11 protein-coding genes and 1 pseudogene are annotated in these 13,536 nt (G+C 70.4%); 1 reads left to right on the top strand and 11 read right to left on the bottom strand.

Annotated elements, in window-relative coordinates; translation table 11 throughout:
* Nucleotides 1-7: 7 nt before the first annotated feature.
* From OG276_RS15945 to OG276_RS15975, 7 genes and pseudogenes are all read right to left on the bottom strand, one after another.
* A pseudogene (locus OG276_RS15945) lies at nt 8-637 on the bottom strand (DedA family protein); the annotation flags it as partial.
* Nucleotides 638-728: 91 nt separating this feature from the next.
* Nucleotides 729-1,481, bottom strand: coding sequence for a MerR family transcriptional regulator (locus OG276_RS15950; protein WP_266905986.1), 753 nt, complete (start codon nt 1,479-1,481; stop codon nt 729-731).
* Nucleotides 1,482-1,562: 81 nt separating this feature from the next.
* Nucleotides 1,563-2,162, bottom strand: a complete 600-nt coding sequence (locus OG276_RS15955) for a PadR family transcriptional regulator (RefSeq protein ID WP_266905988.1) — start codon at nt 2,160-2,162, stop codon at nt 1,563-1,565.
* 85 nt (nt 2,163-2,247) lie between these two features.
* Nucleotides 2,248-2,751, bottom strand: a complete 504-nt coding sequence (locus tag OG276_RS15960; RefSeq protein WP_266905990.1) for a DinB family protein — start codon at nt 2,749-2,751, stop codon at nt 2,248-2,250.
* 108 nt (nt 2,752-2,859) lie between these two features.
* The gene (gene mrdA / locus OG276_RS15965) at nt 2,860-4,938 is read right to left on the bottom strand and encodes a penicillin-binding protein 2 (RefSeq protein WP_266905992.1); all 2,079 of its coding nucleotides are present in this window, start codon (nt 4,936-4,938) and stop codon (nt 2,860-2,862) included.
* A 60-nt stretch (nt 4,939-4,998) separates the two neighbouring features.
* Nucleotides 4,999-6,456, bottom strand: coding sequence for an aldehyde dehydrogenase family protein (locus OG276_RS15970; RefSeq protein WP_266905994.1), 1,458 nt, complete (start codon nt 6,454-6,456; stop codon nt 4,999-5,001).
* Nucleotides 6,457-6,571: 115 nt separating this feature from the next.
* Nucleotides 6,572-7,408 (bottom strand): helix-turn-helix transcriptional regulator, encoded by an 837-nt coding sequence (locus tag OG276_RS15975; RefSeq protein ID WP_266912866.1) that lies wholly within the window; start codon nt 7,406-7,408, stop codon nt 6,572-6,574.
* 355 nt (nt 7,409-7,763) lie between these two features.
* Between OG276_RS15975 and OG276_RS15980 the strand changes: the two genes are divergently transcribed.
* Nucleotides 7,764-8,279 (top strand): ATP-binding protein, encoded by a 516-nt coding sequence (locus OG276_RS15980; protein WP_266905996.1) that lies wholly within the window; start codon nt 7,764-7,766, stop codon nt 8,277-8,279.
* A 74-nt stretch (nt 8,280-8,353) separates the two neighbouring features.
* Here OG276_RS15980 and OG276_RS15985 read toward each other — a convergent pair whose 3' ends face one another.
* The 4 genes from OG276_RS15985 to OG276_RS16000 all read right to left on the bottom strand — a co-directional run bounded on the left by OG276_RS15985 (nt 8,354) and on the right by OG276_RS16000 (nt 13,534).
* On the bottom strand, nt 8,354-9,514 hold the full coding sequence (locus OG276_RS15985) for a transposase (RefSeq protein ID WP_266905998.1): 1,161 nt from the start codon (nt 9,512-9,514) through the stop codon (nt 8,354-8,356).
* A 173-nt stretch (nt 9,515-9,687) separates the two neighbouring features.
* The gene (locus tag OG276_RS15990; RefSeq protein ID WP_112450436.1) at nt 9,688-9,924 is read right to left on the bottom strand and encodes a DUF397 domain-containing protein; all 237 of its coding nucleotides are present in this window, start codon (nt 9,922-9,924) and stop codon (nt 9,688-9,690) included.
* Nucleotides 9,925-10,028: 104 nt separating this feature from the next.
* Nucleotides 10,029-12,110 carry an FUSC family protein gene (locus tag OG276_RS15995; RefSeq protein ID WP_266906000.1) on the bottom strand — a complete coding sequence of 694 codons (2,082 nt, stop codon included), beginning with the start codon at nt 12,108-12,110 and terminating at the stop codon, nt 10,029-10,031.
* A gap of 245 nt (nt 12,111-12,355) precedes the next feature.
* The gene (locus OG276_RS16000; protein ID WP_266906002.1) at nt 12,356-13,534 is read right to left on the bottom strand and encodes a DUF2786 domain-containing protein; all 1,179 of its coding nucleotides are present in this window, start codon (nt 13,532-13,534) and stop codon (nt 12,356-12,358) included.
* Nucleotides 13,535-13,536 lie beyond the last annotated feature (2 nt).

Consider the following 13,536-nt stretch of genomic DNA (forward strand, 5'->3'; position numbering starts at 1 on the left):
TGCCGCCGGCCTCCGCCGCCGCCTTCTTCTGCTTGCGGGACTTGAGCACCTCGAAGATCACCGGGATGACCGAGATCAGGACGATGCCGATGAAGATCGGCTCGACGTTGTTCTTGATGACCTCGAACTGGCCGAGCTGGTAGCCCAGGATCGTCACGCCGGCGCCCCACAGGATGCCGCCGATGACGTTGAAGGTCAGGAAGGTGCGGTACTTCATCGCGGTGGCGCCCGCGACCATCGGCGCGAAGGTGCGGATGATCGGCACGAAGCGCGCGAGCACGATGGCCTTGGGGCCGTGCTTCTCCATGAAGTCGTGCGCCGCGTCGAGGTTCTCGCGCTTGAAGAGCTTGGAGTTCGGCTTGTTGAAGATCTTCGGGCCGAAGACCTTGCCGATCATGTAGCCCACCTGGTCACCGATGATCGCGGCGGCCACGATCAGGGTGCACACCAGCCACAGCGGCTGGCTGATGGTGCCGCTCGCGACGAACAGACCCGCCGTGAAGAGCAGCGAGTCTCCGGGCAGGAACGCGAAGAGACCGGATTCCGCGAAAACGATGACCAGGATGCCGATCAGGCCGAAATGGCCGATCAGGTACTCCGGGGAGATCCACTCAGGACCGAGCGCAAGCGTGTTCACGGGTTCCGGGCTCTCCTGGATCAGGCGGCAGGTGGGGGTGTCCGTCCAATTATGAACGCACACCGCCCCCGCCTGGTTCCAGGGACCGGCGCTACGCCTTGCGGATCGCGTTCGCCAGGATGGCGTCCCGCACGAACACCGCCAGCCCCGGCCGGACCGCCTCGTAGTACGCCGTGAACCGCTCGTCCGCGACGTACATCTCGCCGAGGCCGGTGTGGATCTCGTACGTGCAGAAGTAGTAGCTGCCGTTGATCCAGCCGCGGTGCTCCTCGGCCAGGTCCATGGCCGCCTCGGACTCCGCGGGCGTCCCGGAGTCCAGCAGGGCGGCGAACCGCCGGTTGATGTCCTCGGCCAGGGCCTGGATCCGCAGCCAGTCCTCCTTGGTGTACGAGGCGGTCCGGCGGGCGGACTCCCGGTACGTGTCGCCCCAGCGGCGCTCGGCCTCCTCGGCGTGCTCCTCGGGATCGAAATCCCCGAAGACCTCGAACTTCTCCTCGGGCGTGAGGTTGATGCCCATCTTCTTCGCCTCCATGGCGTGCTCGACGGCCTCGGCCATCCGCTGGAGCCGGGTGATCCGGTCGGTCAGGAGGGCGTGCTGCCGGCGCAGGTGCTCCCCCGGGTCCGATTCCGGGTCGTCCAGCAGGACCGCGACCTCTTCGAGCGGAAAGCCGAGCTCCCGGTAGAACAGGACCCGCTGCAGCCGGTCGAGGTCGGCATCGTCGTACCGCCGGTGTCCCGCATGGCTGCGGCCGCTCGGTGAGAGCAGCCCGATCTCGTCGTAGTGGTGCAGGGTGCGCACCGTCACTCCGGCGAATCCGGCGACCTGGCCCACGGAGTAGCCCATCGCTTTCCGCTCCTCTTCTCGGGTACGCGTCCAGCCTGGTCCCTCACGCCGCGTGAGGTGCAAGCGCGGCGGGCCGGGCCTTCAGGAGGAAGGGGCGAGCACCCCTGCGAAGGCGTCGCCCGGGTCGTCGGCGAAGGAGTACGCGCCCCCCTCGATCCGGGCGATCAGTCCCCGGGTCCAGTCCGCCTCGGCGTCCGCGGAGTGGATCCAGCGGTGCATGATCTCCCCGATGTGGCCGAGCGGCTCGGGGCCCTCCTCGGGGACGTAGTGGTCCGTGACGGCGGAGCGCCAGGCGGCCAGCCGGCCCAGGCGCTCGCGGAGCAGGGCCAGGGCCTCGGCGCGGGGCAGGTCGACCATGAAGCCGAGGGCCGAGGCGAGGACGTCGGCCTTCTGGTCGTAGGACGACAGGGCCTCGCGGAGCAGCTTGAAGTACTCGGCGCGGCCCGCCTCCGTCAGCTCGTACTCGGTCCGCGGCGGGCCTCCCGCCGCGGACGGGGCCACCTCGTGGGCCAGCAGTACGCCCTGCTTCGCCATCTGCTTGAGCGCGTGGTAGATCGACCCGGGTTTGGTGTTCGACCACTCGTGGGCGCCCCAGAACTCCAGATCGGCCCGGACCTGGTAGCCGTGGGCCCGCCCGTGCTGGCGGACGGCGCCGAGGACGAGGAGGCGGATCGCTGACATGGGGCCAGGCTACTGACCCGGCCCCGGAGCGCCGCGGCTAGCCCATGGCGCGGGTCCGTGGCTGCCCATGGCGCGGGTGCCGTGGCTAGCCCATGGCGCGGGTGCCGTCGATGGACTCGCGGATGATGTCCGCGTGGCCGGCGTGCCGGGCGAACTCCTCCACCAGGTGCAGGAGCATCCAGCGCATCGAGACCTTGGCGTCCGCCGGGAACCACGGGGCCGCGGGCAGCGGGAAGCTGTCGTCGAGGCTGGGGACCGCGGCGATGAACGCCTCCGTCTCCTGCCTGATCCCGTCCCAGTGGGCCAGCACCGAGGGCATGGACTCGCCCTCGACCAGGCGGAAACCGTTGGCCCAGTCGCCCTCCGGGTACTCGGTCGCGCCCTGCGCCATCCGCAGCCAGCCCTCCTCGCAGTTCGCCGCGTGCTTGAGCAGCCCGGACAGGGACAGCTCGCTGGCGCTGGGCTTGCTCGCCGCCTGCTCCTCGGTCAGCCCCTGCGCGGCCTCGCGCAGCGCCGTGCGCTGGGCCTCGACGAAGGCGAGGAGCGTGCCGCGCTCGTCACCGGGGATCTCCATGGAAATCTGAGCCATGACCTGACCGCCTTCTGTTCCGTGTGTCCTGTGTCCTGCGGGTTTCTCCTGCTGACAAGAACCACGTTACGAACCCTTGCGGTCAGTTCCTGTCCTCAATCACCGGAATCACTGATTTTCCTGCCGGACCGGCGGGAGTTCCTTCTGCGGCTTGGGGAGGAGGGCCTTCTTCAGGTCCTGGGCACCCTTCGCGTCGAGGCCGTACATCGCCTCGTAGATCTTGCGGACGGCCGGTCCCGAGGCTCCGGAGCCGGTGCCGCCCTGGGAGATCGTCATGACGATCGCGTAGTCCTCGGTGTAGGAGGCGAACCACGAGGTGGTCTGCTTGCCCTGGACCTCGGCCGTACCGGTCTTCGCGTGCATCGGGATCTGCTTCTGCGGCCAGCCGCCGAACCGCCAGGCCGCGCTGCCGGTGGTGGCCACGTCGGCGAGGGCCCCGTCGATGTCGCCCAGGAGCTTGGAGTTCATCGGGAGCTTGCCCTGTTCCTTCGGGGCGATCTCCCGCACCGAGGTGCCGTCGGCGCTGACCACGGCCTTGCCGATGCTGGGCTGGTGCAGGGTGCCGCCGTTGGCGATGGCGGCGTAGACGGAGGCCATCTGGATCGGGGTGACGAGGGTGTCGCCCTGGCCGATGGAGTAGTTGATCGCGTCGCCCTCGCGGAGCTGGTTGCCCTGGCGGCAGTTCTCGTAGGCGATCTTCTCGGCGTACGAGCCGTTCTTCTTGCCGTCGCGGCACCAGGCGGCCTTGTTCGCCTCGAAGAAGTCCTTCTTCCACTGGCGGTCGGGGACCCGGCCCGGGACCTCGCTGGGCAGGTCGATGCCGGTGCGCTTGCCGAGGCCGAACTCGTGGGCGGTCTTGAAGAACCAGTCGCCGGGCTTGGCCTTGGGCTTGATGCCGCCGTCCTTCTTCCACTCCTTGTCGGCGATGGCGTAGTAGACGGTGTCGCAGGAGACTTCCAGGGCCTTGCCGATGGTGATGTCGCCGTAGCCCTGGGACTCGAAGTTGGTGAAGACCTGGCTGCCGACCGAGTAGGAGCTCGGGCAGCCGTAGAGCCGGTTGAAGGGGTAGCCGGCGTTCACCGCGGCCGTCGAGGAGACCACCTTGAAGATCGAGCCGGGGGCCGCCTGGCCCTGGATGGCGCGGTTCAGCAGCGGGTAGTTCGAGGCCTTGTCGGTGAGGGAGGCGTAGTCCTTCGCGGAGATCCCGCCGACCCAGGCGTTCGGGTCGTAGGTCGGGTTCGACGCCATCGCGACGACCCGGCCGGTCTTGGCCTCCATGACCACGACGGCGCCCGAGTCGGCCTCGTAGTGGCGGCCCGTGTTGTTCTTGTCGATGCCCTTGCGGGCCTCGATCATCGCGTTGTTCAGCTCGCGCTCGGCCACGGCCTGCACGCGCGAGTCGATCGAGGTCACGATGTCGGCGCCCGGCTGCGGCTTGTCGCTCGTGCCCTCGCCGATGATGCGGCCGAGGTTGTCCACCTCGTAGCGGGTGATGCCCGCCTTGCCGCGCAGGTCCTTGTCGTAGGTGCGCTCCAGGCCGCTGCGGCCCACCTGGTCGGAGCGCAGGTACGGGGAGTCGGAGCCCTTCGCCTTGGTGATCTCCTCGTCGGTCACCGGGGAGAGGTAGCCGAGCACCTGGGAGGTGTTGGCGCCGCTGGGGCCGGCGTAACGGCGCAGGGCGGTGGGCTCGGCGGTGATGCCCGGGAACCGCTCGGCGTGCTCCCGTATCTCCAGGACCTGGTCGGTCGTCGCCTCGTCGGTGATCGGGATCGGCTGGTACGGGGAGCCGTTCCAGCAGGGCTTGGGGGTCTTGGCGTCGCACAGCCGGACGCCGTTGACCACGTCCTCGGGGTCGAGGCCCAGCACCACGGCGAGCTCCGTGAGGACGCCCTTGCCGCGGTCCTTCATCTTGGAGAGCTCGGTGCGGCTGGCGGAGACCACCATGCGGGTCTCGTTGTCGGCGAGCGGGATCCCGCGGGCATCGAGGATCGAGCCGCGCACGGCGGGCTGGACCACCTGCTGGGTGTGGTTGTTCTTCGCCTCGTCCGTGTACTCCTGGCCGTTGCGTATCTGCAGGTACCACAGACGCCCGCCGAGGGTCAGCAGCAGCGAGAACACCACGATCTGGATCATGACGAGCCGGTTCTGGACCCGGGGTGTGCGCCCGGTCTCCGGTATGTTGCTCAACTCGGCTCTCCCCGGGACTGGTCCTCGCCTGACCCGCCCGAGTCTAGATGGCCCGCGGTACTAGAACGGGAACTGCGTCCGGCCGTGCTGGACCGAGATCCACTTCTGGGTGGTGAAGGCCTCGATGGTGGCCTCGCCGTTGAGGCGGCCCATGCCGGAGGCCTTCTCCCCGCCGAACGCCGCGAGCGGCTCGTCGCCGATGGTGGAGTCGTTGACGTGGATCATGCCGGTCTCGATGCGCTTGGCGAAGCGGACCCCGCGCTCCACGTCCCGGGTGTGGACGGCGCCGCTGAGTCCGTACGGGGTCGCGTTGGTGAGGCGCACCGCCTCGTCCTCGCCGTCGAAGACGACGAGGAGGGCGACGGGACCGAAGATCTCCTGGCCGAGCAGCGGGGAGTCCTCGGCGAGCCCGGCGAGCACGGTGGGCTCGACCAGGTTGCCGCGCGTAGAGCCCCGTACGAGCGCCTGTGCGCCGGCCTCGACGGCGCGGTCGACGAGCGCGGTGAGGGCGTCGGCCTGGAAGGAGTTGATGAGCGGGCCGATGTGGGTGTCGGCCTCGTGCGGGTCGCCGGTCTTCAGGGCGCGCACGCGGGTGGTGAACTTCTCGGTGAACTCCTCGGCGACCGAGGCGTCGACCAGGATCCGGTTGGCGGCCATGCAGACCTGGCCCTGGTAGACGAAGCGGCTGAAGACGGCCGCGTCCACCGCGTAGTCGAGGTCGGCGTCGTCGAGGACGACGAGCGCGCTGTTGCCGCTCAGTTCCAGGACGGTCCGCTTGAAGTGGCGGGCGGCGACCGCGCCGACGTGCCGGCCGACCCGGTCGGAGCCGGCGAAGGAGATGACCTTGGGGACGGGGTGCGTCAGGAGCGCGTCGCCTATCTCGGCGATGTCGGTGACGAGCACGTTGAGCAGGCCGGCGGGCAGGCCCGCTTCCTCGAAGATCTTGGCGATGACCCCGCCGCCGACGACGGGCGCGTTCTGGTTCGGCTTGATGACCACCGCGTTGCCCAGCGCCAGGGCCGGGGCGACCGACTTCAGGGTGACCAGGAAGGGGAAGTTGAAGGGGCTGATCACGGCGACGACCCCGACGGGCAGGCGCTGGATCCGGTTCTCCTTGCCCTCGACCGGCGAGGGCAGGATGCGGCCCTCGGGGCGGACGGCCAGCTGCATGGCCTCGCGGATGAACTCCTTGGCGAGGTGGACCTCGTACTCGGCCTTGGGACGGGTCCCGCCGAGCTCGTCGATCATCGCCTCGACGATCTCCTTCTCGCGCTCCTCGGTGATCCGCAGGGCGCGTTCCAGGACGGCTCGTCTGGTGTAGGGGCTGGTGGCGGCCCAGTCCTTCTGGGCGCGCTCGGCCGCCCGGTAGGCCTGGTCGACCTGCTCGACGGTGGCCACGGTGATGGCCGCGAGCTTCTCCCCGTTGTACGGGTTGACGTCGATGATGTCCCACGACCCGGTTCCGGCCAGCCATTCGCCGTCGATGTACTGGTGAGCCAGGTCCTCGAATATGGACATGCCATCCCTTACGTCGAACGCGCTTCCTTGCGCTGCACCGGAGACCCAGTGGTCATCCGGGTCATCGTCACGCTCTGATTATCACGGCCTGATCAGGCGTCATAGTACGTGTGAATCAAGACAGTTGGAGCAGACCGCGAAGGAGATCCCGGGTCTTGTCGGGGTCCGGGCAGTCGCTTTGGAGGCGCACCATCGCGCGCTCGTACTGCTTCACTTCCTCGTCTTTGTCGAGGTAGAGGGCGCTGGTGAGCTGTTCCAGATAGACGACGTCCTGGAGGTCGGACTCGGGGAAGCGCAGCAGGGTGAAGGCGCCGCTCTCGCCGGCGTGACCGCCGAAGGAGAAGGGCATGACCTGCAGGTGCACGTTCGGCCGCTGCGAGATCTCGATGAGGTGCTCCAGCTGACCGCGCATCACGTCCCGGTCGCCGTACGGGCGGCGCAGCGCGGCCTCGTCGAGGACGGCGTGGAAGACGGGGGCGTTCTCGGAGACCAGCACCTTCTGGCGCTCCAGGCGCAGGGCGACCCGGCGGTCGATCTCGGCGCGGCCGGCGCCGGGCATGCCGCGGCTGACCACTGCCTGGGCGTAGGCCTCGGTCTGCAACAGGCCGTGCACGAACTGGACTTCGTAGATGCGGATGAGGGAGGCGGCGCCTTCCAGACCCACGTACGTCTGGAACCAGCCCGGCAGGACATCTCCGTAGCTGTGCCACCAGCCGGCCACGTTGGCCTCGCGGACCAGCCCCAGGAGGGACTCCCGCTCCGCGCCGTCCGTGACTCCGTAGAGCGTGAGGAGGTCCTCTACGTCTCTGGCCTTGAAGCTCACCCTTCCCAACTCCAAGCGGCTGATCTTCGATTCGGATGCGCGGATCGAGTAACCGGCCGCCTCACGGGTGATGCCGCGGGATTCTCGGAGTCGCCTGAGCTGGGAGCCCAGGAGGATGCGGCGCACCACAGAACCACTGGCTTCTGCGGTCACGAGTCCTGCCCCTCCCCATGCCGTGGATGGATACGTACGGGTACGCGTATGTAGCTGCGTCTGACTGCGTCGCAGGGGCCCCCGCGCCCCTCAAAGCCCGCAGTCTGCCACCAAAACGCATCTGTCCGTACTCGTTCTGTAACGGATTTGGCCGCGCTGTAAAAGAAGTCCGTAAGTCTGCGTAGGAAGAAATGGGCAAGAACCGTGACGGGGCCGGACAGGTCCGGCGCGTGCACGTGCATCTGCCCTTGCATCCGGCTCCGGCATTCGGAACCATGGTCCCGCGCACCTGCGTGCCCCGCAGTTCTTTCGAATCCCGGGAGTGCCTCGCATGGGGACGAATGGATCGACCATGCTCGAGCCGTTACGGCAGGGGCTTCCCCCGGTCGACCCCACGGCTGTCTCCGGGTCCGCGTCCTGCGCCCTTCCCGCCCGCCTCGAAGCGGTGCGAGGTGCACGCACCTTCACGCGTTCCACCCTTTCCCAGTGGGGCCTCGACGACCGGTTCGACGACGTGGCACTGGTCGTCTCCGAACTCGTCACCAACGCGCTGCGCCATGCCCTCCCGGACGACGTCCTGCCGGCCGCGGGCGAGAGCGAGCCGCCGGTGCGCCTGCACCTGATGCGGTGGAGCACCCGGCTGGTGTGCGCGGTGCGCGACCCCAGCGAGGACCGGCCCGGCGGGAGCTTCGCGCCGGAGGCCACCGAGCGCAACTGCGACCTGGAGTCGGGGCGCGGACTCTTCCTCGTCGACTCCTACAGCGACAGCTGGGGCTGGCATCCGCTCGCGGGGCGGCTGACCGGCAAGGTGGTCTGGGCGCTGTTCACGCTCCAGGAGTCAGCTTGACCCGGCCCTGAAGGACCGGGCTTGGAGGTAGGGCACCACTGGTTGTGGTGTGGCCTCCTCCGTCCGGACCACCCCTATGGGGTGGCTGGGACGCGTGACTCACGCCCCGCGGTCCACACGGCTTCGCCTTTGCGGGCGAGGTTGTGGGACGCGTTGTCGTCCGCGTGCATGATGACGCCGCAGGCGCGGCACACGAACGTTGCCTGATCGACCCGGTTCCTCCGGTCGATGTGTCCACACTCGGAGCACTGCTGGCTGGTGTACGCCGGATCGACGTACACGAGTGGCACTCCGGCCCGCCGAGCCTTGTAGGCGATGAACTGGCCGAGCTGGTGGAAGCTCCACACATGCAGTGGTGCCCGCTGGTCCTTGCGGAGCCGTACCCGGTCGCGGATGCCCGTGAGGTCTTCCAGGGCGATCCCACGGCCGGTGCGTTCAGCGGTGGTGACGATCTTCTTCGAGATGATGTGGTTGATGTTCGCCGCGTGCCGCGCCTCTTTGCGGCCGCGCTGCTTCAGGCGCCGCTTCGCGGACCGGGTGCCCTTTGCCTGCAACTTGCGGCGGAGTTCCGACTGCCGCTTGCGGTGCCGATTCACACCGCGCCCGGCAGCCCGGTAGCGGGTGGACGTGGTGGCGATGTTGACGATGCCGAGATCCACACCGATAAACCCGGACGGGTTCTCGTTGACCGGGGCCTCGGGGATCTCGCACACCGCGATCAGGTAGAACACGCCGTCGCGCTCGATCAGGTCCGACTCGCCCTTGCGGTACTCGCGGAGCAACTTGAGCGCGTCCGCGGAGCAGGCGAAACGAACTTCCTTGAGCCGCCCCGCCGTGGTCCAGATACTGACGGTCCGCGCGTCGAACTGCCAGGACAGGCACCGGTCGTCGTACGGATGGGCGGCCTCGGGCCGGAACGTGACCGGCTTCGACTCCACCTTCAGCCGGCGCTTCGAACCGGGCCTGCCGAGATTTCCGGCCCGGATGTTCGCCTTCAGCGTGGCGTACGCATCGCACACCTTCTTGATCGTGTGCTGCGCGGCCTGCGCCCCGAGACCGGAGGCCTTCAGCTCAGCGTAGGTGTGCTTCCGCAGTTCGTACTCACGCGGCACACCGTGCTCGAACGCCACGAAGGACACCCAGTTGGCCCGTTCGTTGACCATGCGCAGGGTCGCTGACAGCCCGGATGCCTGCGCGGCATCCGGCATCAGCTTCACCTGGGCAACAACCTTCACGCAGAAGACGCTAGGAGGACCGGCCGGAGCGGATCAACCTGAGGCCAGAACAGCTACACAGCGCAGACGCCCAGGACCTCTACCGAATCGCCACATAGACGACAAGCGGCCGGGATTGATCATGGCGATCAATCCCGGCCGCTGCACGTGCATGGCTGATCCTCGGCTGGTCTTCAGCTGATCAGGTGGTCGAACTCGCCGTCCTTGACACCCAGCAGCAGCGCTTCTATCTCGGCCGGCGTGTACACGAGTGCCGGTCCGTCCGGAAACCGCGAGTTGCGCATCGCAACGTCACCTCCGGGCAGTTTCGCGAACTCCACACAGGAACCTTGCGAGTTGCTGTGTCTGCTCTTCTGCCAGGTCACCCCGTCAAGCTCTGCAGCTGCCATCCCGTTGTACGCGTGGTCCACAGGAAGCCCCCGATAGTGCAGATGTCAACTGCTCCGGATCATAGCTGTGTTCATGAACGCCTGCATGGGCAGATGCACGTGCACGAACGGAGGGCAAGCCACCACTAAGGGTGACGACCTTCCCCGGGCCCGGGACGGGACGGGGTGCGCAGGGCGTCGGAGACCTCCTCCAGGGAGTCCAGCAGCTGCCGCGCCGCCCCGCGCAGCACGCCCGGATCGGGGGTGTCCCCCTCGGCCAGGGCCGCGCGGACCCCCTCCCAGTCGGGCACCCGGCGCTCCCGTACCGCCTTCGCTCCCGCCTCCGTCGCCTCGCGCAGCGCCCGGGCCAGCTCGGCCGCGCCGGGGACCGGAGGGCGGGACCGGTCCGGGAAGTGCGCCTCCAGCAGCATCGCGTGACGGCCCATCGCGGCCAGGGCCCGGCCCGCCTCCTCGGCGGCCGCGCCGGAGATCCCGCGGTGGCGCACCGGCTCCCCCGAGGCCCGGTCCACCGCCTCCTGCCAGGCGACCCGGGCGTCGCGCACCGCCAGCAGGGCGGCCCGCACGTCCTCCCGCCGGGCCCCGGCCGGGTCGGCGTACTGCCCGAGCACGGCCGCCGCGTACCGCCCGTTGGCCGCCACCCAGTCCGCCAGCCGGGTCCGCAGGCGCGGGGTCTCCCAGGCCGGGTAGACGGCGTAGGAGATCATCGCGAGGACCCCGCCGACCAGGGTGAGGGTGACGCGGTCCGGCACGGTCTGGTCCCAGCGCAGGCCGCCCATGCCGAGCAGGAAGACCACGTAGGCGGAGACGAAGACCATCGAGACGGCGTACCCGGTGCGCATGAAGGTGTACATCAGGCCCGCGCTGACGACGGCGAGCAGCCCGGACACGTACATCCCCGGGTGCGCGAGCTGGACCACGGCCGTCGCGAGGGCGACTCCGACCAGGGTGCCGCCGAAGCGGGCGACGGCGCGGGTGTAGGTCTGCGTGAAATCGGGCCGCATGACCATGACGGAGGCCATCGGCGCCCAGTAGGCGTGGCCGAGCGGCAGCACGTGGCCGATGCCGTAGCCGGCGCAGGCCACGGCGGTGACCCGCACGGCGTGCCGCAGGATCGGCGAGCCGGGGTGCAGCTCGGCCCGTACGGCGGCCAGCACCATCGGAGCGAGCGCCGGCAGGGTGGGCCGCAGCATCGACTCGCCGGGATCGGCGGTGCGCCCGGAGCCCGGTTCGGCGGTGTCGAGCACGTCGTCCAGCAGGGCGGCGAGCCGGCGCGCGGCGCGCAGCGCGGCACCCTGGAGCAGGTCGGCGGTGTCGGGGGCCTTGAGCACCGCGAGGTCCGGCCCGGGCAGCCGTACCGCCTCACCGCGCCGGATCGCGTGCGCGGCGGCGTCCAGCACCGCCCCGGCCGCGGCGAGCAGTTCCCGTGCCCGGTCCCGCCCCGGCCCCTCGGCCGGGGCCCCGACCGCCGGGTCGGCCAGCAGGGCCAGCACCGGCCGGATCCGCTCCGCGATCCCCCGCGCGCCGTGCAGCTCGGCGGGGCGGCGGCGGGACTGGCGCACCGTCACCGTCGCGGCGTCGCGCGCCCTCATCAGCGGCTGCGGGTCGAAGGAGGCGACGGGGTCCTGGCGCAGGCGGCGGGCGTAGTCGGCCTCGGCGGCGAGGGCGTCGGCCAGGGCGTCGCGCTGCGCGCCCCAGCGGCGGATGGGGAACAGGACGATCAGCAGGGCCTGCACCACCCCGCCGGCGGCGATCATCGCGGCGTGCCCGGCGGCCTGGGGCACGGAGGTGGGCAGGGTGACGGTGACCAGCATGATCGCGACGTTGCCGGAGGCGATCATGCCGGCGGTGGGGCCGGCCGCCCACATCAGCCCCGCCGCGAAGCTCCACACGGCGAGCAGCAGCAGGAAGGCCACGGTGTGCGAGGACCCGACGAGGTAGCCGATGAAGGTGGACAGGGCCAGGGTCAGCCCGGCGGCGAGCGCGAGGACGGGCCGGGGACGCCAACTCTTCTGGAAGGTGGCGACGGCCGCCATGTACGCGCCGAAGGCGGAACTGGCGGCGGCGCCGGGCCCGAGGAAGGCGAGGCTCAGGCCGATGACGATGGCCAGGCCGACGGCGGCGCGGAGCGCGAGGAGGGGTTGGAGCCGGGTCCGCTCGACCCGCAGTCCGGATCGGGCGGTGTCCTTCAGCGCCCGGACCCAGCTCATGGCCCCGAGCGTAGCCGCGGCGGGGTCGGAACCCGGGAGCCCGCGCCTGGCCGGCCAACGCGTCGGGGCCCGGCCCCGGGTGCGCACCGCTGCGCGGGGCGAAGTCCCCTACTCGCCCTTCGCCCGTTCCCCGGGGCTGTGCCCCGGACCCCCCTGGGGCTCCGCCCCGACCCCGCGCCGCAAACGCCGGCGAGGCTGGATTTTCCTCGCAGCCCTGGCCGGCTCGCCCCCACAGGGGGGCCGGGCTACGGCCGGAGGGAGGCGCGGCCGGCGTTCGCCACGTGCGCCCGGTCGGCGGCAGCCGTGCCGTCCTCCCACCCCGCGAGGTCGGTCGCCCCGCGCAGCCGGGTCGTCGTGGTCCGCGGGAACATCTCCTCGGCCCGCGAGGTGACCGCCACGTCCCGGGCTACGAGGGCCGGCAGGTTGCCGGGGGCCTCGGCCACGGTGTCGGCCACCGTGTGCTCGGCCGTCTCCGCGAGCCGCTGGCCGAGCCGGCTCGCGTAGGCCAGGAGGAAGGACTGCCGGAAGGTCTTGGTGCGCTTGCGCCCGCCCGCCCGCTGCCCGGCCTCCGCGCGGGTCATCGCAGCGGTGCCCTGGACGAGCAGGGAGGTGTACAGCAGTTCCACCGCCTCCAGGTCGCTCTCGAAGCCGACGACGGTGGAGAACTCGTAGGCGCTGTTCCACACGGACCGGCAGCGGTTCGCGCCCGCCACCGCGTCGAGCAGCACCGCCTTGGCCTCCTCGTACGGGGCCTCGACGCCGATCCGGCAGGCGCCGGGTATCTGCGTGCTGCCCGACTTCACCGCGAGCAGGGCCGCGTCCACGGTGTGCCGGGCCATGAGCTCCTGCGCCTTGGCGCTGAGCGCCTCCGCCTCCTCCGGGAAGGTGGTCGCCTCGGCCTTCGCGAGCAGCGCCCGGATCCGCCCGAGCATGCGGGGCTCGATGTGCGCGTGTTCGAGTACGTCGGCGGGGTCACCCGGCAGCGGCCCGACCGGTTCGATGGACGGCAGCCGGATCAGCAGCCGGAACACCTCCAGGACGGCCCCGGCGAGGCTGAAGCGGTCGGTGCGCTCCCGCTGGACCAGCCGCTCCCCGTACTGGGGGTCGTCCCCCCACCACGCCTCGGCCTCGGTCCACCGCTCGGGCAGCCGCGCGTACCGCCGGGCCTCGGCGGCGATCAGGTCCTCGGTGATCCGCAGGTGCGGCTGCTCCAGGTCCCGGCGTACGAGCCGCAGCACGTCGGCCGGGCGCCACCCGCGCTCCCAGGCCTGCCGCAGGTACGCCTCCCCGCGCGCGAGCAGCGCCTGCCCGACCCCGCCCCACCGGTCCCCCTCGGCAACGAGCACCGACGCCCCGGCATCCAGCCCGGCGTCGTCCTGGTTGTACAGCGCGGCCTCACAGGCCCGGTCGACGATGTCTCTCACCT

The organism is Streptomyces sp. NBC_00086, from assembly GCF_026343255.1.
Classification (GTDB): domain Bacteria; phylum Actinomycetota; class Actinomycetes; order Streptomycetales; family Streptomycetaceae; genus Streptomyces.